This is a genomic window from Streptomyces sp. CMB-StM0423 (genome assembly GCF_002847285.1).
In the GTDB taxonomy this organism is placed as follows: domain Bacteria; phylum Actinomycetota; class Actinomycetes; order Streptomycetales; family Streptomycetaceae; genus Streptomyces.
In genome coordinates this window covers 5,387,762-5,406,891 of the sequence record NZ_CP025407.1, presented here as the reverse complement: position 1 = coordinate 5,406,891, position 19,130 = coordinate 5,387,762, and the positions used below count along the sequence as shown (strand labels likewise).

Annotated in this window: 14 protein-coding genes and 1 other RNA gene; 7 read left to right on the top strand and 8 right to left on the bottom strand. The window is 73.9% G+C overall.

What is annotated here, in order from left to right:
- Positions 1-25 precede the first annotated feature (25 nt).
- Positions 26-2,956 carry a glycoside hydrolase family 3 protein gene (locus tag CXR04_RS23555; protein ID WP_101424284.1) on the top strand — a complete coding sequence of 977 codons (2,931 nt, stop codon included), beginning with the start codon at positions 26-28 and terminating at the stop codon, positions 2,954-2,956.
- Between the two features lie 224 nt (positions 2,957-3,180).
- On the opposite strand, the gene CXR04_RS23550 is transcribed toward CXR04_RS23555, so the two are convergent.
- Genes CXR04_RS23550 through CXR04_RS23540 form a run of 3 tightly spaced genes read right to left on the bottom strand, consistent with a single transcriptional unit; the run spans position 3,181 to position 7,693 of the window.
- Positions 3,181-4,449 (bottom strand): extracellular solute-binding protein, encoded by a 1,269-nt coding sequence (locus CXR04_RS23550; protein WP_234380441.1) that lies wholly within the window; start codon positions 4,447-4,449, stop codon positions 3,181-3,183.
- A gap of 8 nt (positions 4,450-4,457) precedes the next feature.
- Positions 4,458-6,398, bottom strand: coding sequence for an ABC transporter permease (locus tag CXR04_RS23545; RefSeq protein ID WP_101424282.1), 1,941 nt, complete (start codon positions 6,396-6,398; stop codon positions 4,458-4,460).
- A complete protein-coding gene (locus CXR04_RS23540; RefSeq protein WP_101424281.1) occupies positions 6,395-7,693 on the bottom strand; it encodes an ROK family transcriptional regulator in 1,299 nt (432 codons plus the stop codon). The genes CXR04_RS23545 and CXR04_RS23540 overlap by 4 nt, the downstream gene beginning before the upstream one ends.
- Before the next feature lie 139 nt (positions 7,694-7,832).
- Between CXR04_RS23540 and CXR04_RS23535 the strand changes: the two genes are divergently transcribed.
- The gene (locus CXR04_RS23535) at positions 7,833-9,452 is read left to right on the top strand and encodes a beta-N-acetylhexosaminidase (protein WP_101424280.1); all 1,620 of its coding nucleotides are present in this window, start codon (positions 7,833-7,835) and stop codon (positions 9,450-9,452) included.
- A gap of 637 nt (positions 9,453-10,089) precedes the next feature.
- On the opposite strand, the gene CXR04_RS23530 is transcribed toward CXR04_RS23535, so the two are convergent.
- Positions 10,090-10,989: a LysR family transcriptional regulator gene (locus tag CXR04_RS23530; RefSeq protein WP_101424279.1), complete on the bottom strand. Its 900-nt coding sequence runs from the start codon at positions 10,987-10,989 to the stop codon at positions 10,090-10,092.
- 161 nt (positions 10,990-11,150) lie between these two features.
- On the opposite strand from CXR04_RS23530, the gene CXR04_RS23525 reads away from it, so the two are divergent.
- Complete coding sequence (locus tag CXR04_RS23525; RefSeq protein ID WP_101424278.1) at positions 11,151-12,356, top strand: MFS transporter; 1,206 nt, start codon at positions 11,151-11,153, stop codon at positions 12,354-12,356.
- A 45-nt stretch (positions 12,357-12,401) separates the two neighbouring features.
- Complete coding sequence (locus CXR04_RS23520; RefSeq protein ID WP_101424277.1) at positions 12,402-13,334, top strand: hypothetical protein; 933 nt, start codon at positions 12,402-12,404, stop codon at positions 13,332-13,334.
- A 28-nt stretch (positions 13,335-13,362) separates the two neighbouring features.
- Here CXR04_RS23520 and CXR04_RS23515 read toward each other — a convergent pair whose 3' ends face one another.
- Both CXR04_RS23515 and CXR04_RS23510 read right to left on the bottom strand, forming a co-directional pair.
- Positions 13,363-14,691: an MFS transporter gene (locus tag CXR04_RS23515; protein WP_101424276.1), complete on the bottom strand. Its 1,329-nt coding sequence runs from the start codon at positions 14,689-14,691 to the stop codon at positions 13,363-13,365.
- 33 nt (positions 14,692-14,724) lie between these two features.
- Complete coding sequence (locus tag CXR04_RS23510) at positions 14,725-14,985, bottom strand: YciI family protein (protein ID WP_101424275.1); 261 nt, start codon at positions 14,983-14,985, stop codon at positions 14,725-14,727.
- 24 nt (positions 14,986-15,009) lie between these two features.
- Here CXR04_RS23510 and CXR04_RS23505 point away from each other — a divergent pair, with 24 nt between their 5' ends.
- The 3 genes from CXR04_RS23505 (at position 15,010) to CXR04_RS23495 (ending at position 17,870) form a co-directional block, all read left to right on the top strand.
- Positions 15,010-15,732: a Crp/Fnr family transcriptional regulator gene (locus CXR04_RS23505; protein ID WP_101424274.1), complete on the top strand. Its 723-nt coding sequence runs from the start codon at positions 15,010-15,012 to the stop codon at positions 15,730-15,732.
- Positions 15,733-15,943: 211 nt separating this feature from the next.
- Positions 15,944-17,092, top strand: coding sequence for a PP2C family protein-serine/threonine phosphatase (locus tag CXR04_RS23500; protein WP_101424273.1), 1,149 nt, complete (start codon positions 15,944-15,946; stop codon positions 17,090-17,092).
- 115 nt (positions 17,093-17,207) lie between these two features.
- Positions 17,208-17,870 carry a hypothetical protein gene (locus CXR04_RS23495; protein ID WP_159072381.1) on the top strand — a complete coding sequence of 221 codons (663 nt, stop codon included), beginning with the start codon at positions 17,208-17,210 and terminating at the stop codon, positions 17,868-17,870.
- Between the two features lie 297 nt (positions 17,871-18,167).
- On the opposite strand, the gene ssrA is transcribed toward CXR04_RS23495, so the two are convergent.
- Positions 18,168-18,537: a transfer-messenger RNA gene (gene ssrA, locus CXR04_RS23490) on the bottom strand.
- A gap of 111 nt (positions 18,538-18,648) precedes the next feature.
- Positions 18,649-19,128: an SsrA-binding protein SmpB gene (smpB, locus tag CXR04_RS23485; RefSeq protein WP_101424271.1), complete on the bottom strand. Its 480-nt coding sequence runs from the start codon at positions 19,126-19,128 to the stop codon at positions 18,649-18,651.
- Positions 19,129-19,130: the final 2 nt, after the last annotated feature.

Here is a 19,130-nt window from a genome sequence, read left to right as displayed (position 1 = left end):
GACTAGATCAGAAGGAGTCGCACACGTGAAACGAAGAACGGTTCTCGCCGCCCCGCTGGCGCTCCCGCTGGCCGGTTCTCTCACCACCGCACTCGCCGGCACCGCCGCGGCGGCCCCGAAAGCCCCGGCCACACCGGCCGCTTCGGCAGCCGCAGCCAAGGTCCGCGAACTGCTCTCCCAACTCACCCTCGACGAGAAGATCTCCCTGCTCCACCAGTGGCAGCCCGCCATCCCCCGGCTCGGGATGAAGGCGTTCCGCACCGGCACCGAGGCCCTGCACGGCCTGGCCTGGCTCGGCCCCGCCACCGTCTTCCCGCAGGCGATCGGCCTCGCCGCCACCTGGAACCCCGGCCTGATCCGCGAGGTCGGCGCCGCCGTCGGCGACGAGGTGCGCGGCCTCCAGCACGACCGCCCCGCCGGCTGGGGCCTGAACGTCTGGGCGCCGGTCGTCAACCTGCTGCGCGACCCGCGCTGGGGCCGCAACGAGGAGGGCTACTCCGAGGACCCGTACCTGACCGGCGTCATCTCCACCGCCTACGCGGGCGGGCTGACCGGCGGCGACCCCGACAACCTCAAGACGGCACCCCTCGTCAAGCACTACCTGGCCAACAACAACGAGGTCCGCCGCGACCAGACCTCCTCGGACCTGCGCCCGCGGGTGCTCAAGGAGTACGAGGAGCCGGCCTACCGGGCGGCGATCTCCGCCGACGCCGCGTGCGGCGTCATGACCGCGTACAACCTCGTCAACGGCCGCCCCTGCACGGTCACCGACCTGAACGCCTCGGTACGCACCTGGACCGACCGCGCCCTGCTCAACGTCACCGACGCCTGGGCCCCCAACAACCTCCCGGCCACCGGCTCGCAGAAGTACTTCGGCACCCTCGCCGAGGCCGACGCCGCCATCCTCAGGGCCGGCGTCGACAGCTTCACCACCGACGACACCGACGGCGGCCCGACCGCCGCCGCCGTCAGGGAGGCGCTGGCGCAGGGCCTGCTCACGGAGGCGGACGTCGACACCGCCGTACGGCACATCCTCGACATCCGCGCGCGCCTCGGCGACTTCGCCGCGGACGGCGGCCCGTACGGGCACCTCGACAGGTCCGTCGTCGACAGCCCCGCGCACCGCAAGCTCGCCCGCCGCACCGCCGCCGAGGCGGTCGTGCTGCTGAAGAACGACCGCGGCGCGCTGCCGCTCGACGCCCGCAGGCTGCGGAAGGTCGCGGTCGTCGGCCCGCTGGCCGACACCCTCTACACCGACTGGTATGCGGGCAGCCTGCCGTACGCGATCACGCCGCTGCGCGGCATCGCCGACCGGCTGGGCGCGGGCACCGAGGTGACGACCAGCGAGGCCGTCGACCGGGTGGCGCTGCGGAACGCCGCAACCGGCCGCTACGTCACCGCGGGCCGCGGCGCCGGGGGCGCGGCGCTGGCGGAGAGCGCGACGGCGGCGGGCGAGACCGAGCAGTTCGACGTCTTCGGCTGGGGCGAGGGCATCGTCACGCTGCGGGCCGTGGCCAACGGCAAGGTCGTCGGCATGCGCGACCCGGACGGCGCGGGGTACCGGTTCTTCAACGACCAGGACCAGCCCAACGGCTGGTTCGTCTCGCAGTTGTTCCGCCCCGAGGAGCAGGACGACGGCACGGTGGTGCTGCGCTACGCGGGCTACGAGAACTGGCTCGGCGACGCCGTCTACCTCCGCGCCCGCGCAGGGGACGGCGGGCTCGTCCTCGGCACCGCCGCCGACGCCTCCCGCTACACCCTCGAAACGCTTCGAGACGGCATCGACGAGGCCGTGGCGGCGGCGCGGGCGGCGGACACCGCGATCGTCGTCGTCGGCTCGATGCCGTTCATCAACGCCCGCGAGACCGACGACCGCGAGGACCTGGGCCTGGCCGGCACCCAGTCGGCGCTGGTACGGGCCGTGCTCGCCGCCAACCCCCGGACCGTCGTCGTGGTCGAGAACAGCTACCCCACCACGCTGACCTGGGAGCAGGAGCACGTCCCCGCGCTGGTGTGGACGACCCACGCGGGACAGGAGACCGGCCGGGCGCTGGCCGACGTGCTGTTCGGCGACGTGAACCCGGCGGGCCGGCTCACCCAGACCTGGTACCGCTCGGCCGCCGACCTGCCGCCGATCCTGGAGTACGACAACATCAAGTACGGCCGCACGTACCAGTATTTCACCGGCGACGTGCTCTACCCCTTCGGCCACGGCCTGTCGTACACCACCTTCCGCTACGGCCGTCCGCGGCTGCTGCGCGACGCCGTCGCCGTGCCGGTCACCAACACCGGCCGGCGCGCGGGCGCGGAGGTCGTGCAGCTCTACACGCGGCAGCGCGAATCCCGCGTGAAGCAGCCGCTGAAGAAGCTCCAGGCGTTCGCGAAGGTCGGTCTCCGGCCCGGCGAGACGCGCACGGTGACGCTGCCGCTGCCGCGCGCGGCGCTGGCGCACTGGGACGTCACCCGCGAGCGCTGGGTGGTGGAGCGCAGCACGTACGACGTGCTCGTCGGCGCCTCGTCCGGGGACATCCGGGCGCGGGCGGAGCTGGCCGTCGACGGCGAGACGGTGCCGCCGCGGGATCTGCGGCGGACGACGCGGGCGGAGAACTTCGACGACTACGCGGGCGTGCGGCTGGTCGACGAGTCGAAGCCGCGCGGCACGGCGGTCGGCGCGGAGTCGGCGGGCGCGTGGCTGCTGTTCGCGGACGCCGACCTGCGGCGCGGGGCGCGACGGCTGGTGGCGCGGGTGGCGAAGGAGTCGCCGGGCGAGGCCACGCTGGAGGTACGGCTGGACGCGCCGGACGGCCAGGTGGCGGGCCGGGCGGCGGTGCGGAGCACGGGGTCGCGGTACGCGTACGAGGACGTCACGGTGGTGCTGCGGGGCGCGGCCGGGCGGCGGGACGTGTATCTGGTGCCGGGTGAAGGGGTGCGTATCGCGGACTTCTCCCTGAGCTGAGCCGGCGATCCGCGGGCTGCTGGCCCACGGGTACGTGGCACGCGCGTACGCGGCACGCGCGTACGTGGCACGCGGGATGGTGGTCCGCGGCGGGCGGGAGGACGGCCGCCCGCCGCGGACGCTGGTTCCGACGCCGCCGGCCCGAGGACACGGCAACCGGCGGCGTCGGGGCTCACAGGGCTCAAGGGGCTCGCGGGATCCGGGGACGTGCCCGGGAAGGGCCCTCAGTCCCCCGAGACCGCGATGGACTGGAACTCGCGCAGCACCTTCTCCGGCGCCGAGTTCTGGCTGACGGCCTTGCCCAGGTCGTTGCCCATCACCCCGAGCAGCTCGGCCCAGACCGGCCGCGTGGTGGGGTCGAACCGCGCCCGCCCCGTCATCCCCACGTACCGCCCGACCCGCCGGTCGTCCTTGAGCACGTCGACCGCCGACTGCGTGGTGGGCAGCAGGCCCTCGGTCTTCAGATACGGCACGTAGTTCTCCGGCCGGTAGAAGAAGCTGAGGAAGTCGCGGATCAGCTCCCGGTTGCCGGACTTCCTGAACGCCATCAGGTAGTCCTGGATGCCGTGCGCGACGGGCTCCGCGCCGTGGCTGACCGGGTGGACGGCGAGCCCGTAGTCGACGTCGCCCTTCTCGATCAGGTCCAGGAACGCCCGCGCGCCGAAGGCGCCGTAGACCATCGCGGCCTTGCCCTGCGCGAACAGCGGCCAGGTGCCGTCGGGCCGGTTGGTCTGGCCGGGGTTGGGCTGGGTGTAGCCGCGCTTGCCGAGGTCCTGGAGGAAGCCGAGCGTTTCGACGTTGCGGTCGCTGTCGATGGCCCACTTGCCGTTCGCGGTCCAGCCGCCGCCGTTGGCGCGGGCCCAGGTGCCGAACTCGTAGTGCCCGGACTCGATGCCGAGGGCCAGCCCGTACGGGACGTACTTCCCGGGCAGCGCCTTGATCCGGTCGACGGCGTCGAGGAACTGGTCGCGGGTCTCCGGCGGCCCGTCGAAGCCGGCTTCGCGCAGGACCGCCTTGTTGTAGTACATGCCGTTGACGGTGGCGAGGAACGGCAGCGCGTACTGCCGGCCCCGGAAGGAGGCGTTGTCGGCGAAGGCGGGCATGAAGTCGCCGTAGACCTCGGGGGTGAGGACGTCCTCCGCGGGGTGCAGCAGGCCGGCGTCGGCGTAGTCGGCGAAGAGGTTGAGGTTGGCTATGTCGGGCAACTGGCCCGTCTGCACCATCGTGTTGATCTGCGTCTGCAGGTTGCCCCAGTCGATGATCTGCAGCTTGACGCTCTTGCCGGGGTGCTTGTCCTCGAACTTCGCGACGAGCCTGCGCCAGTACGGCTGCGTGCCGTCGGTGTACTGCGCGATGACGACCTTGATGGAGTCCGGGTCCCCGGCCGCGACGGGCCGGCCGCAGGCCGCCGCCAGCGCGCCGAGCGCGGACGCGGAGGCGAGCGCGCCGCCGGCGCGGAGGACGGCCCTTCTGCCGGGCCTTCTGCCGGGCATGAGGTGGCTCATTTGGTGCTGCCCTTCGTCAGGCCGCTCACCAGGTACCGCTCGATGAGCGCGAACAGGATCACCGCGGGCACGATCGCCATCAGGGAGGCGGCGAAGAGGTACTGGTAGTTCGTCTCGTACAGGCCCACGAACTGCTGCACGCCGACGGTGAGCGGCACCCGGTTCTCCGTGGGCTCGTTGAAGACGGTGAGCGAGATGACGAACTCGTTCCAGACCTGGATGAACGTGAAGATGGTGACGGTGATGAGCGCGGGGGCCGCCAGCGGCAGCGCCATCCGCACCATGATCCGGAAGCGGCCGAGCCCGTCGAGCATCGCCGCCTCGTCTATCTCCACGGGTATGGAGCTGAACTGGGTGTGCAGGATCCAGATGGCGAAGGCGATGTTGAAGGCGCAGTTGACCGCGATGATGAACCAGTAGCTGTGGATCCCGCCGGTGAACACCGCCTCCCGGTACAGGCCGATGAGCAGCGCCACCGCCGGGAACATCTGGGAGACCAGCACCAGCCCGAGGAACGCGCCCCGGCCGCGGAACTTCGTCCGCGCCAGGATGAACGCGGCTGGCGCGGCGATCAGCAGCACCACGGCGGTGGAGACCAGCGCGACGATCAGGCTGACCCTGAAGTAGTCGGCCAGCGGGATCTTGTCCCACACGTCGGCGTAGTTGGACCAGGCCCATTCGTCGGGCAGGTAGTCGGCGGGCACCTGGAACAGCTCGGCGTCGGTCTTCAGCGAGCCGAGGAACATCGCGACGTACGGCGCGAGGAAGAACAGCGCGACGCAGAGCCCCGCGAGCGGCAGCCCGACGTGCCGCACCCGCCGCCACCCGGCGGCCAGCGGTCCGCCCACGGGGCGTACGGCGCGGGCGAGTGCGGCCGAGGCGAGCCGGGTGCGGCGGCCGAGGGCCTCGGCGGCCTCGCTGCCGCGCCGCTCCTTGCCGGGGGCGAGCGGGTCGCGGCCCTTGAGGAGCTTGATGAGGACGGCGATGAGGAGGCTGATCGCGATCACGTTGAGCACGCCGAGGGCGGCGGCCTCGCCGGTGTCGAGCCGGCCGGTGAAGGCGATCTTGTACATGAAGGTGACGGAGGTGTCGGCGTGGTTGCCGGCCGTCTTGCCCATGATCACCCAGATCAGGGCGAAGGCGTTGAAGACGTGCAGCATGTTGAGCACGAGCGCGACGGTCAGCGAGGGCCGCAGCATCGGCAGCGTCACCCGGCGCCAGGTGGTCCACGGCCCGGCGCCGTCGATCTTCGCGGCCTCCAGCACCTCGCCGGGGATGGTCTGCAGCCCGGAGAGCAGGACGTACGCCGTGAAGGGGATCGAGGTGACGACCCCGACCGCCATCAGCGAGTAGAAGGCGATGTCCGGGTCCTTGTACCAGTCCACCGGCGAGTCGAGGATCTTCAGATCCATCAGCAGCCGGTTGAGCAGGCCGTTCCCGCCCTCGTAGATGAAGCGCCAGACGGTCGCGGTCATCACCAGGGACGTCGCCCACGGCACGATCAGCGCGAGCCGGACGAGGCGGCGGCCGAAGAAGTCCTTGGCGAGGAATTGCGCGAGGGCGAGGGAGGCGAGGACCGTGAGTCCGACGACGACCACGACCCACAGGAGGGTGTTGCCGACGACGCCGGGGAGTTCGTCCTCGGCGAAGAGGCTGCGGTAGTTCTCCAGACCCGCGAAGCCGTCGGTCAGGCCGATGCGGTTGATCTCGACGAAGGACATCCCGACCATGTAGATCGCCGGGAAGACGATCACGGCCGCGATGAGCAGGGTGCTGGGCGCCAGCCAGCGGACGGGGACGGTCCGCCGCCACAGGGCGCGGAGCGGGCTCACCGGGGGCGGCGCGGTGCCGGCCCGGGGGCCGGGGGGTGTCGGCGGGGCGCCGCCTTCGTTCCGTACGGGATCGGCGGTCGCCTCGGTGCGGGGCGTCGTCGTCAACGGGCACCTCCTGCTCGGTCAGGTCTCGGGGCGCCCTGATCGCCCGGATCGCGCCGCTGGGCCCGCACGCCCGGGTGGCGCTGATCGCCCGGGTGGCCTGGGGGCTCTGCTGTCTTCCCGTCGCCGGCGGCGAGGTCGTGCAGCGGGACGATCTGCCCGGCGGCACCGCCGAACAGCTCGCCGTCCAGGTACGCCACGGCCCGCCCGATCGCGCCGACCGCGACGCACTCCTCGTCGAGCGCGGACGCGCGCAGCTCCGGCACCCGCAGGCACACGTCCTCCAGCCGCCGCCGCAGCCGCGGCAGCAGCACGTCGGCGGCGCGCGAGAACGCGCCGCCGAGGACGACGAGTTCGGGGTCGAGGGTCATGACCATCGCCGCGGTGCCGAGGGCCAGGTCGTCGCAGTAGCGCTCGACGGCCGCCACGGCGACGGGGTCGCCGCCGCGGGCGGCGGCGAAGGTGTGCCGCGCGGCGTCGCTCTGGGGCGCGCCCCGGGGGACGACGGGGCAGTCGTGGAGGTACGAGGCGGCGGTGACCCAGTGCGTCACGGGGTGCATGCCGACCTCGCCGGCGACGCCGCCGAAGCCGCGGTGCACCTGCCCCCCGACGACCAGCGCGGCGCCGGTGCGCCGGCCGGCGTGCAGGAAGACGGTGTCGTCGACGCCCTTGGCGACGCCCCACTGGCGCTCGGCGAGGGCCGCGAGGCGGGAGTCGTTGTCGATCTGCACGGCGCAGGGGAAGAGCGCGCCGATCCGGGCGGCGAGGTCGACGCCGGTCCAGTTGGCGACGCCGGCGCAGAACTGCACCTTGCCGGCGCGGTCCACGATGCCGGTGGTGCCCGCGCCGACGGCCCACAGCTCCTCGCGCCGCAGCCCGACGGCGGTCAGGCAGTCGGCGACGGCCAGGTCGGCGGCGGCGATGCGGTCGTCGACGGGGGTGGCGGGGCTGACGGTGCGGTGGGTCTGGGCGTGGACGGTGCCGTCGAGGTCGGCGATGGCGGCGCGCACGCTGTGGACCCCGATGTCGATGCCGGCGACGTGCCCGGCGTCGGCCCGGAACCGGTACCGCCGCGCGGGCCGCCCGACGGTGCCCTGCGCGGGCCCGAGTTCCTGGACCCAGCCCAGCTCCACGAGCTGGCCGACGACGTCCTTGGTGGACGGCCGGGACAGTCCTGTCCGCTCGGCGACGGCGGTGAGGGTGAGCGGCTCGGTGCCGCGCAGGACGTCCACGACGGCGAGCGAGTTCAGATGCCGCAGCCGGGACAGGTCCCCGCCCAGCTCCGCTGCCGATGTCATAGCCACGCCCCTCCCGGGCCCACCGCCTGCCGTGACGAACACACGACGGAGTAACGATGGACTCCTTTACATATTTACGGTGGAGCCCTTTATATGGAGTGGAGAACGCCAGCGTCAACCCGTCGAACGGAGACCGACCTTGATCATCCCCACGCCGTCGCGCAGCTCCCCCCGCCCCGGTTCGTACGCCCTGGGCCCGGACACCCCGCTGCACGTCGCCGATCCGGCGCTCGCCCCGGTCGCCCGCGTCCTGCGCGAACAGCTCCTGCCCGGCACGGGCTGCACGCTGCCGCCGGGCCGGGGCGGGATCGAGCTGGCCCTGTCCGGGGAGCTGGCCGCGGACCCGGGTGCGGGGCCGGAGTCGTACCGCCTGACGATCGGCCCCGACGGCATCCGCATCGCCGCGGGCGGCCCGGCCGGCGCCTTCTACGGCGTGCAGACGCTGCGCCAGCTCCTGCCGCCGCACACCCTGCGCCACAGCGCGCTCGACGAGGGCCCGTGGGACGTGGCCGGCGTCGAGATCGAGGACCGGCCGCGGTTCGCGTGGCGGGGCGTGCTGCTGGACGTGGCCAGGCACTTCTTCACCAAGCGCGACGTGCTGCGCGTGCTCGACCAGATGGCGCTGCACAAACTGAACGTGCTCCACTTCCACCTCACCGACGACCAGGGCTGGCGCCTGGAGGTGAAGCGCTACCCGCGGCTGACGGAGATCGGCTCCTGGCGCACGGAGTCGAAGCCGGGCTGGAACGAGACGGGCGACGGCCGGCCGCACGGCGGCTACTACACGCAGGACGACATCCGCGAGATCGTGGCGTACGCGGCGGCCAGGCACATCCTGGTGGTACCGGAGGTCGACGTGCCGGGACACACGCAGGCCGCGATCGCGGCGTACCCCGAACTGGGCAACACCGGGGCGCAGTTGGCGGTGGAGACCGGCTGGGGCGTGAAGTCGGACATCCTCAACGTCGCGGACGGGACGCTGGACTTCGTACGGAACGTCTTCGACGAGGTGATCGAGCTGTTCCCCAGCCCGATCATCTGCGTCGGCGGCGACGAGTGCCCGAAGGACCAGTGGAAGGCGAGCCCGGCGGCGCAGGCGCGGATGGCGGAGCTGGGGCTGCGCAACGAGGACGAGCTGCAGAGCTGGTTCATCCGGCAGGTCTCGGACCATCTGGAGGCGCGGGGACGGCAGTTGCTGGGCTGGGACGAGATCCTGGAGGGCGGCCTGCCGCCGGCCGCGACGATCGTGTCGTGGCGCGACAACCACGGCGCGGTACGGGCGGCCCGCGAGGGCCACCAGGTCATCACGAGCCCGGCCCGCCAGGTCTACCTCGACTATCGCGCGTCGGACTCGGCGGACGAACCGGTGCCGGTGGGCACGGTCCTGCCGGTCGAGGAGGTCTACGCCTTCGAACCGGTCCCTGAGGAACTCCGCGGCACCCCGGCGGCGGACCTGGTCATCGGCGCGCAGTGCGGCCTGTGGACGGAGGCGATCGACAACGTCCGGGCGCTGGACTACCAGGCGTTCCCGCGGATGAGCGCGTTCGCGGAGACGGTGTGGTGCGACGCGACGAGGGACGGCGCGGCCTTCGCGGAGCGGCTGGCACACCACCTGGGCCGGCTGGAGGCGCTGGGGGTGGAGTACCGGAGCCCGGAGGGCCCGAGGCCGTGGGAACGGCGCCCGGGGGTGCGGGGGAGGCCGGTGACGCTGGAGGAGTACCTGGCGGAGGTGGAGGCGGACACGAGGAACATCAGGTAACCGCCGAGAAGCCGGCGACCGGCTACGGGGGGCCGGTCGCCGGCGGGTTGCGGGGCACGTCGGGGGGCGAAAGTCGCCCCCTCCCCCCAATCAGGCCCGAATCAGGAGGCGTTACCGCGAATTACGACCGCATTCGCCCGCCCTGGGCGCGACAAGCCACCCGACCGCACGCAACCACCGAAGCCATGCCTCCAGCCCCCGAGGGCACAGCGCCGCTGGTGCCGGACGGTCGCCGCGAGGTCGGTGCCGGCGCTGCTGCGGAAGCGGCGGCCGCGGGAGGTGGGCCCGATGCTCGAAACCCACGGCACGGCAGCCCCCGGACGAGCCCGGACACCCCGACGCCGCACGCCCCGAACCGGGCCCGCTCCGCGGGGATTGCGGAGTCGGGGATGGCGCCATGTGCGGGGTGCACCGATCGGGCGGGGCGGGGCGTCGGGGTTTGCCCGTACCGCGTCGTGACCCACCGGGCCACCCGTCTCCCGAGTGTGCGGGCCTTCGGGATCCTCACCCCGTGCCGCGTCAGCCCGCCTCGCCGACGCCCCTGCGTCCCGTGCGGCGAAAGTCGGGCTGACCGGGTGTTCTGCCCGGGTTTGCCGGTGCCGTTTCCGTGAGTTTCCACCCCCCGCGCCCCCTCCCCTCACCCCGCACCCCTCATCGTCTCCCCCACCGTCCCCGCGAACGCCCGTACCGCCGCGCCTGCCCCGTCTTCCCGCCACACCAGGCCCAGCGCCGACTCCCGCAGGCCCCTTACCCGTACGTACGCCACATCCCCCCGCGGGTGGTGCTCCGCCGTCGGGCGGCACAGCAGCATCACCCCCCGGTTCGCCGCCACCAGCGACAGGCCCTCCTGCAGCGTTCCCACCTCCGGACCTCGCGGGACGGGCGCGCCCGACGGGGTGTGCGTCGGGGACTGGGCCTCGCGCCAGTACGGCGGCGCCGGAGCCGTCACGCCTATCAGCGGGGTCCCGGCCAGGTCCTCGGCGTCCACCTCCACAAGCCCCGCGAAGGCGTGCCGCCGCGAGACCGCCGCGTACTGGGGCTGTACGGAGAAGACCGGCCCCAGCGCCAGCCCCGGCTCCGCCACCGGCAGCAGCACCACCGCCGCGTCCACCTCGTCGCGGTGCAGCGCCCCGAAGGGGTCCGACAGCGGGAGTTCGGTCAGCCGCGTGGCGCACCCCGGGTGCCGGTCCTCGAACTCCCCGACCGCGTCCATGAATCCGTACCCCACCACCCCCTGGAACCCGATCCGCAGCGGCCCGCCCACCCCCAGCGCCGCCGCCCTGGCGTCGTCGACGGCCGCGCGCAGCGCCGCGTACGCCGGGCGGAGCGCGGCGAGGAAGTCCTCGCCCGCCGCGGTGAGCCGGACCCGGCGGCTGGTGCGGTCCACGAGGCGGGCGCCGATGCGGTGTTCGAGCGCGCGGACGAGCTGGCTGACCCGGCTCTGCGATACATACAGCCGTTCGCCGGTACGTCCGAAGTGCAGCTCCTCCGCCAGGACCAGAAAGCACTCCAGCTCGCGGATCTCCACCCCGCCCACCGCCGCCGGCTTCCCGTCCCCACCCCCCTGACCTGCGCTCGCCATCCGCCGCCGCCCTTCCGCCCGGCGCCGTCGCGCGCCGCGTTTCCATTAGCCCACCTCATGGAAGCATGAGCACTTCGCGCTTGTTCCCCTCCCTCCCGCCGGGCTTGGCTGACGTCATGGCAAAAGTCGACGAGCTGTCCGCAGCCCCGCCCGCAGAAGCCACCGCCGAAGGCGGCTGGCCCGCAGTGGCGACCGTGGCCGCCGGGACCTTCACCGTGGTCACCTCCGAGATGCTGCCGGTCGGTCTGCTCACCCCCATCAGCGGTTCGCTGTACGTCAGCGAAGGCACCGCCGGCCTCACCCTCACCGTCACCGGCCTGGTCGCCGCCCTCTCCGCCCCGCTCGTCACCGCCGCGGTCGGCCGGCTCGACCGGCGGCTCGTCCTCTGCTCCCTGATGGTGCTCCTGGCCGCGGCCAACGTGCTCGCCGCCTGGTCGCCGGGCTTCGCCGTCGTGATCGCCGCCCGCGTCCTCGTCGGCGTCGGGCTCGGCGGCGTCTGGTCGCTCGCCGGCGGTCTCGGGGTGCGGCTGGTGCCGGCCGCGGCCGTCGGGGCAGCGACCTCCCTGATCTTCAGCGGCGTCGCCGTCGCCTCGGTCGTGGGCGTGCCGGCGGGCGCGTACCTCGGTGAACTCGTCGGCTGGCGCGCCGCGTTCCTCGCCGTCGGCGGCCTCGCGCTGTTGGTGAGCGCCGCGATGGCCGTGCTGCTGCCGCCGCTGCCCGCGGCGGAGGCGGTCGCCCTCGGCGGGGTGGTGCGGCTGGCCGGCGACCGCCGGGTGGCCACCGGGCTCGCGGTGGTGTCCCTGCTGGTGACGGGGCACTTTGCCGCGTACACGTACGTACGCCCCATCCTGGAGGACCTCTCGGGCGTCGGGGCGCCGATGATCGGGACCCTCCTGCTCGCGTACGGAATCGCCGGTATCGCCGGCAACTTCGCGGCCGGCGCCCTGGTGGGCCGGCGGCTGCGCGGCACCGTGCTGGTGATCGGCGCCGTGCTGACCGCCTCGCTGCTGCTCGTGCCGCTGCTCGGGCTGTCGGTGGCGGGTGCGGCGGCGCTGCTGGTCGTGTGGGGGCTGGCGTACGGAGGGGTGTCGGTGAGTACGCAGACGTGGCTGGGCCTGGCCGCGCCGCGGGCCCGGGAGGGCGCGACATCGCTGTTCGTGGCGGTGTTCAACGGGGCCATCGCCCTAGGGGCGTTCACGGGCGGCCGGATGGTGGACGGGTTCGGTACGCGGTCGGTGCTGTGGCTCGGCGGCGCGCTGGCGCTGGGCGCGGTCGCGGTGACGCTGCTGGGCCGGGTGCCGCGGACCTCCGCCGTCTCCTAGGCCCGGGCTGGACTCTCCCCCGGTGTCAGGCCGTTGCCTGGCCGCATGACCGACTACACGGGCTCAGGCCCCTACTGCTACGCCGACTCCCTCGTCATGTCCCTCCCCGGCCCCGGCCCCTCCCCTGCCCTCGTGGAGACCCTCACCGGCTCCCCCTTCGGCGTCCAGCTCCTCGGCGGCACCGTCCCGCTCTTCGACCCGTACGGCTGGGACCCCGAGATCGGCCTCGACGACGCCGTCACCCTGCTCGGTCTGCGCTGCGACCGGACCTCGGGCGGGTCCGCCGACGAGGCGATGGCGCGGCTGCGGACGGCGTGCGCGCGCGGTCCCGTGCTGGTCGGGCCTGTCGACATGGGCCTGCTGCTGTACCACCCCGGCACCCCGTGGGGCCCCGCGGCCGGCGGCAGCGACCACTACGTGGTCGCGCTGGCCGCCGAGGACGACACGGTCCTCCTGCACGACCCGCACGGCCACCCGTACGCCACCCTGCCGGTCGACGAGTTCCTGGCGTCCTGGCGGGCGGAGGCGGTGGAGTACACGGCGGAGCCGTACGTGATGCGGGCGGGCTTCGAGCGGGTCCGTACGGTCACGGCGGAGGAGGCGGTACGGGCCGCGCTCCCCGGCGCCGTCGCGTGGCTCGCGGGCCGCGCCGACCTGCCGGTGCCGCCGGGGACGGTGGGCGGGGCGGAGGCGCTGGAGAAGCTGGCGGCGCGGGCCGCGGCCGGGCTCGACGCGGGGGTGCGGGAGTTGCTGGCGGCGTTCGCGGTACGGGTCGGGGCGCGCCGGCTCGCGGACGCCTCGGCGTACGTGCGGCGGGCGGGGCTCGACGGGGCGGCGGGGGTGCTTCAGGGGCAGGCGCGGCTGCTGGGGGCGGTGCAGTATCCGCTGGTGCGGGGCGACGGGGCGGCGCTGGCGGAGGTGCTGCGCAGGCTTGCGCCGACGTACGGGCGGCTGCGGGAGGTGCTGGCGGCGGGCTGAGGAACCGCCGGGCGCCGGCACGCGCGGGTCACGCCGGGGCCCGCGCCCCGTCCCCTCGCGCCCCGTCGTCGTCCGGCCCGCCGTCGCCCGCCCCGTCGTCGTCCGGCCCGTCATCCGCCTCCGCTACGGGCCGCGCCCCCCGCGTCGCCAGCCACACCCCCGTCCCCACCACCGCCACCCCCACCGTCGCCGCCCCGGAACCCGCCAGCACCGCCCGCGCCCCGAACGCCGCGACCAGCGGCCCGCCGAGCGCCGCCCCGACCGGCGTCGACGTGAGCAGCACCGCGCCCCGCGCCGCGAGCACCGTGGTCAGCCAGCCCCGCGGCGTGCGGTTCTGGAAGAGGGTGAACGACAGCGCCGGGTACGGGCCGTACACCGCGCCGCCCAGCGCGAAGCAGGCCATCGCCGCGGCGGTCCCGGCCCCGAGCCCGTACGGCAGCAGCAGCGTCGCTCCCCAGCCCGCGACGATGCCGAGCGTCACCGGCCACAGCGGCAGCCGCCGCAGCGCGCCCACCGTCAGCCCGCCGGCCACCGCGCCGACGCCGAAGGCGGTCCAGAACAGGCCGAGGAGCCCGGCGTCGCCGTCGAGCGCACCGGTGACGTAGAGCGGCAGGGCGACCTCGACGGGGCCGTAGAGGGCGAAGAACAGCCAGGTGAGGACGAGGATCGCGAGCAGTTCGCGCTGGGTGGCGAGGAGCCGCAGCCCGCGCCCGGCGGGGCGGGCCGCCGCCGCGTCCGGGCGCTCCTCGCCGCCGGGACCGAGCCGTGCGGTCTGCACGGCGAGGACCGCGTACGTCAGCGCGTCCAGGCCGATGATCCACGCCGGGCTGACGGCCGTGGCGAGGAACCCGGCCACCGCGGGTCCCGCGACGATGCTCGTGGACATGCTGGCGCCGAGCAGGGCGTTGGCGGCCAGCCGGTGCCGCTCCGGCAGCAGCTCACCGACGAGCGTGAACTTCCCCGCGCTGCCCCAGGCGGTCAGGACCGACGAGCAGCCGAGCAGCACGACGTACGTCACGGGGTCCAGGACGCCGAGGCCCCAGGCGAGCGGCACACAGCCCAGCAGGGTGCCGCGCAGCGCGCAGTTCACCATGAGCAGCCGGCGCGCGGGCAGCTTCCGCAGCCACCGCCCGAGCAGCAGCACGCCCGCCGCTCCCGGCAGCGCGTACGCGGCGAGCGCGGCGCCGACGAGCAGGCCCTCGCGGCCGTCCGGGGCGATCTGGATGGCCAGCCACGCCACCGCGACCATGCTCATGCCGCCGCCGAAGTCCGAGGCCACGAAGGCGGGCAGCAGCCGGCGCAGCCGGGGGTGCGCGAGCACGGGGCGGTAGGCGCGCGGCACGAGGGTACGGGTCACGCCGCCAGCGTGGTGGTTGAACCAAGGTCGAGGTCAAGGGGCGACGACGGGGTGCCATTCGCGGACGCCGACGACCCGGACGCCGGGGGTGCGGTAGTACGGGTCGCCGGCCATGAGCGCGTCGAGCCGGCCGCGGGTCGCGTCGAAGACGAGCAGGGCCCCGGAGCCGTCGGCCCAGGGCCCGGCGGCGAGGAGGACCTTGTCGCGGTGCAGTCGGGCGAGCCGCTCGCGGTGGGCGGGCCGGGCGGCGAGACGTTCGGGGGCGGGGCTGAAGGACAGTTCGAGTACCAGCATGGGGGCGACGGTACGGTCGGGGGCGTGAGGGGATCTGTATCACCCGATACACCGGCGCCGGACGCGGAGCCCGGTGCGTGCGCCGCGCTCCGGGACGTACCGCTGCTCCGCGGCCTCCCCCCGGACCGCCTCCGCGCCCTGTGGCGCGCCTCCGTCCCGCGGCGCTACGCCGCCGGGGGCGTCCTGCGCGCCGCCGGGGACCCCGCCGGGCACCTGCTCCTGCTCCTCGGCGGCCGGGTCGCCGCCACCGTCGTGTCCGCGGGCGGGCGGGTGGTACGGGTCGGGGCGTGGGCGGGGCCGTGCGCGCTGGACAAGGTCGCGGTGATCGACGACCGCGGGCACACCGCGACGTACACCGCCCTCACCCCCTGCACCGTTCGCAGCCTGCCCCGCGCGGACTTCCTCGCCCTGGTCGACGGCGCCGCCGCCGTCCGCGCCCACGTCCTGCGCACCCTCGCCGCCCAGGCCCGCGACCAGCAGACCCGCTTCACCGCGGCGGCGACGCTCCCCGCGCCCGCCCGGCTCGCGGCCTGGCTGCTCGCCGAAGCCGCCCGCCGCCGCTCCCGCCGCGTCCCCCTCCCCGGCGGCCAGCAGGCCCTGGCCGACCACCTCGGGGTCACCCGCGTCACCCTCAACCGCGCGCTGTCCGGACTCCGCCGCGACGGCGTGGTGACGTACGCGCACGGCGAAATCGAGATCACCGCGCCCGAGACCCTGGCGCTGCGCGCCACACCCGGCACCCGCTGACACACCGCCGTGGAACAGGGGCGGAGCCCGGCCACCCCGCCCCACGCTCCGGTACGGACCCGGCCTCCGGGCCCGTACGCCACCGGCCCTCCGGCCCCCGGCGGCCTCCCCGGCTCCCGATCGGGTCGTGCGTTCGCGTCCCCTCCCCTACCGTGGCCTATCCTCGATAATCGGAACATAGGGAACAAACCAACCGAAGGACGCCACCACCATGCGACTCCCGCTCCGCGGCGGCCACCGCCGCGATGTCGGAGGCGCCGAGGACCCGGCCCCACCCGGCGCGTCCCCGATCCCGCGCGTCCTGTTCCCCCTGCTGATCATCGCCATCACCGTCGTCATCGACCTCTCGACGCCCCGCACGACGCAGGCCGCCCCGCTGCTCGTCGCCGCCCCGGTGGTGGCCGCGGCTACCCTCTCGGTACGGACCACCGCCGCGATCTCGTCCCTCGTCGTCGCACTGACGGTGGCGATGAACGTCTACCACGACGTCTGGGGCCGGCTCAGCTCCGACATGACCTTCGCGTCCGCCTGCGCGGTGGGCATCGCCAGCATCGTCGGCGCCGCCATCCGGACGAAGCGCGAGACCGAACTGCGGCAGGTCAGATCGGTGGCCGGGGCCGCGCAGCGGGCACTTCTGCGCCCGCTGCCGCCGCGGATCGACCGGCTCGCCCTGCACAGCGTCTATCTCGCCGCCGAGGCGGAGGCCCAGATCGGCGGGGATCTTTACGAGGCGCTGCCGACGCCGTACGGCGCCCGGGTACTCATCGGCGACGTACGCGGCAAGGGGCTGCCCGCCGTCGGCGTCTCCGCCGTGCTGACCGGGTGCTTCCGCGAGGCCGCGTACCGGGAGCCGACGATCGGCGAGGTCGCCGGGCGGCTGGAGGAGACCGCGCGGCGGGAGATCGCCCGGGACGACCCGTCGGAGGCGTACAGCGAGCGCTTCACCACCGCCCTGCTGGTGGAGATCCCGCCGGACGAGCCCGTCGCCCGCATCGTGCACCTGGGCCACCCCGAGCCGCTGCTCATCGACGGCGGCACCGTCACCAGCCACATGCCCGACCGTCCTGGCGTCCCGATCGGGCTCGGCGGCCTGGTCGGCACGCTGCCGGTGCCGCAGACCATCGCCTTCCGCCCCGGTGCCCGGCTGCTGCTCTACACGGACGGGTTCATCGAGGCCCGCGACGAGGAGGGCGTCTACTTCCCCCTCGCCGCCAGCGCCGCCCGCCACGCCGACGGCTCGCTGGCCGACCTCGTCGCTTCCCTGCGCGCGGACCTGCTGCGGCACGCCGGCCGGCAGTTGGCCGACGACGCGGCGCTGCTGGTCATCGAACGTCTCCCGAGCACGCCGCCACCGCTCTGACCGGGCGGTGCGCCCGGCCGTCCGAAAGCGATCGGTCCACGCCCATGCGCCATTGCCCGGGGCGCGGACTTGCTTGCATATTGAACGCACCGCAGACCGACGGTCCACCTCCCACATGCCCGCGGAGACCTCGATGTCCGGCGACGAGTCCGTCATGCCCCCGCTCGCCGCGGCCTTCGACGACCAGGACGCCGGCAAGGCCGTCGCCGCACTCGGCGAACTGCTCGAAACGCAGGCCACCGGCCGGCTCCCGGCCCTGTGGCACCCGCTGGGCTTCTTCCGCCTCGAACTGGCCGGGGACGAGTCACGCCGGCGGTACGCGCTGCACTGCTGGCCGCGCGCCGAACGGCACCCGGCGGCACCGGCGCTGACCGTGCACCGGCACGCGTACGCGCTCGAAAGCCTGGTCATCGACGGGAAGTTACGCAACCGCCGGTTCGGCGCCGCGCCGGGAGGGTTGCGCGGGCCGCTGTACCGGGCGGAGGGAGGAGGGCGGCTGTCCGTGCTCAAACGCACGGAGGAGGTCGCGGAGTTGGAGGTCGTGGAGGACGGGCTGCTGGGACCGGGCCGCTTCTACGCGGTGGCCGCGGCGGACTTCCACGAGAGCCGGGTGGCGGGCGGGGAGTTCTGCGTCACGCTGACGAGGACGTCCCCGAAGGAACGCCCCGGCGCCCACGCCCTGGGCGGGTTCACGTCCCCACCGGTACTCCTGTACCGCCGCACGCCGGTGGCCCAGCCCCTGCTGACCCACCTGCTGGACCACATCGGGAGACAGTGACGACAAGGCGACGCAGAAACGACGAAGGCGACGAGGCCCGCGCTCCCCGCCGGCACACGTCACCGGTCACCCCGCACAAGGGGGGTGCGGGTGGCGGAGCCCCCGCCTCGCGCGGCGAAGCCGCGCAGAAACGACGAAGGCGACGAGGCCCGCGCTCCCCGCCGGCACACGTCACCGGTCACCCCGCACAAGGGGGGGTGCGGGTGGCGGAGCCCCCGCCTCGCGCGGCGAAGCCGCGCAGAAACGACGAAGGCGACGAGGCCCGCGCTTTCCGCGGGCACACGTCGCCTATCGCATTCGTGGAGATGGCGGGAATCGAACCCGCGTCCAACGGTGCAGGGACAGGACTTCTCCGAGCGCAGTCCGCTACGTTTTTCTCGGCCCCGGAGATCACGCGGACAAGTCTCCGACGGGCTCAGTCACTGTGGTTTGTCCCGCTACACCCCGTGACCGGGTCTAGCAGTGGAGTCCCCTAGCTGATGCCAGGATCCGGGTCGGGAACAGCCCCGGGCTGACACTTCGCAAGTCGCTACTTAGGCAGCGAGGGCGAAGGAATCGCGCTTGGTGTTGGCGATTATTTGTTTCGGCCTGTGGTTAACGAGATCATGGCCGCTTCCTCGGCTCGCTTCTCCTGCTCCGACAGCCGCTGTCGAAACCGATCATCCCCATGTGGTGTTTTCAAGGTGCGCAGCCCACCAGGAGCCGCTGTGGACAGCCTACTGGAAGAACGCCGCGGCGTGCCACCGTATTCCACCCCGCGCGGCCCCGTCCGCGCAGGTCAGCCGCGGAACCTGCGGCGGGCCGCGGAGATCGCCTTCTGCGCCTCGCGGTTGTCCTGCTTCTCCCGCAGCGCCTGCCGCTTGTCGTACTCCCGCTTGCCGCGCGCCAGCGCGATCTCCACCTTCGCCCGGCCGTCCTTGAAGTACAGCGCCAGCGGCACGATCGTCAGCCCGGTCTCCTGCGTCTTGCCGATCAGCTTGTCGATCTCGGCCCGGTGCAGCAGCAGCTTGCGCTTGCGGCGGGCGGTGTGGTTCGTCCACGTACCCTGCGAGTACTCCGGGATGTGCACGTTGTGCAGCCAGATCTCGCCGCCGTCGAGGTGCGCGAAGCCGTCGGCGAGCGAGGCCCGCCCCTCGCGGAGCGACTTGACCTCGGTCCCGGTCAGCACGAGCCCCGCCTCGTACGTGTCGAGGATGAGGTAGTCGTGCCGCGCCTTCTTGTTCTGCGCGATCAGCTTGCGACCCGTGTCTTTACCCATAG

Excerpts from the sequence above, each read along its gene's own strand:
- CXR04_RS23550 (WP_234380441.1), bottom strand. The coding sequence starts at position 4,449 with ATGCCCGGCAGAAGGCCCGGCAGAAGGGCCGTCCTCCGCGCCGGCGGC.
- CXR04_RS23540 (WP_101424281.1), bottom strand. The coding sequence starts at position 7,693 with ATGACATCGGCAGCGGAGCTGGGCGGGGACCTGTCCCGGCTGCGGCAT.
- CXR04_RS23525 (WP_101424278.1), top strand. The coding sequence starts at position 11,151 with ATGGCAAAAGTCGACGAGCTGTCCGCAGCCCCGCCCGCAGAAGCCACC.
- CXR04_RS23520 (WP_101424277.1), top strand. The coding sequence starts at position 12,402 with ATGACCGACTACACGGGCTCAGGCCCCTACTGCTACGCCGACTCCCTC.
- CXR04_RS23510 (WP_101424275.1), bottom strand. The coding sequence starts at position 14,985 with ATGCTGGTACTCGAACTGTCCTTCAGCCCCGCCCCCGAACGTCTCGCC.
- CXR04_RS23500 (WP_101424273.1), top strand. The coding sequence starts at position 15,944 with ATGCGACTCCCGCTCCGCGGCGGCCACCGCCGCGATGTCGGAGGCGCC.
- CXR04_RS23495 (WP_159072381.1), top strand. The coding sequence starts at position 17,208 with ATGCCCGCGGAGACCTCGATGTCCGGCGACGAGTCCGTCATGCCCCCG.
- smpB (WP_101424271.1), bottom strand. The coding sequence starts at position 19,128 with ATGGGTAAAGACACGGGTCGCAAGCTGATCGCGCAGAACAAGAAGGCG.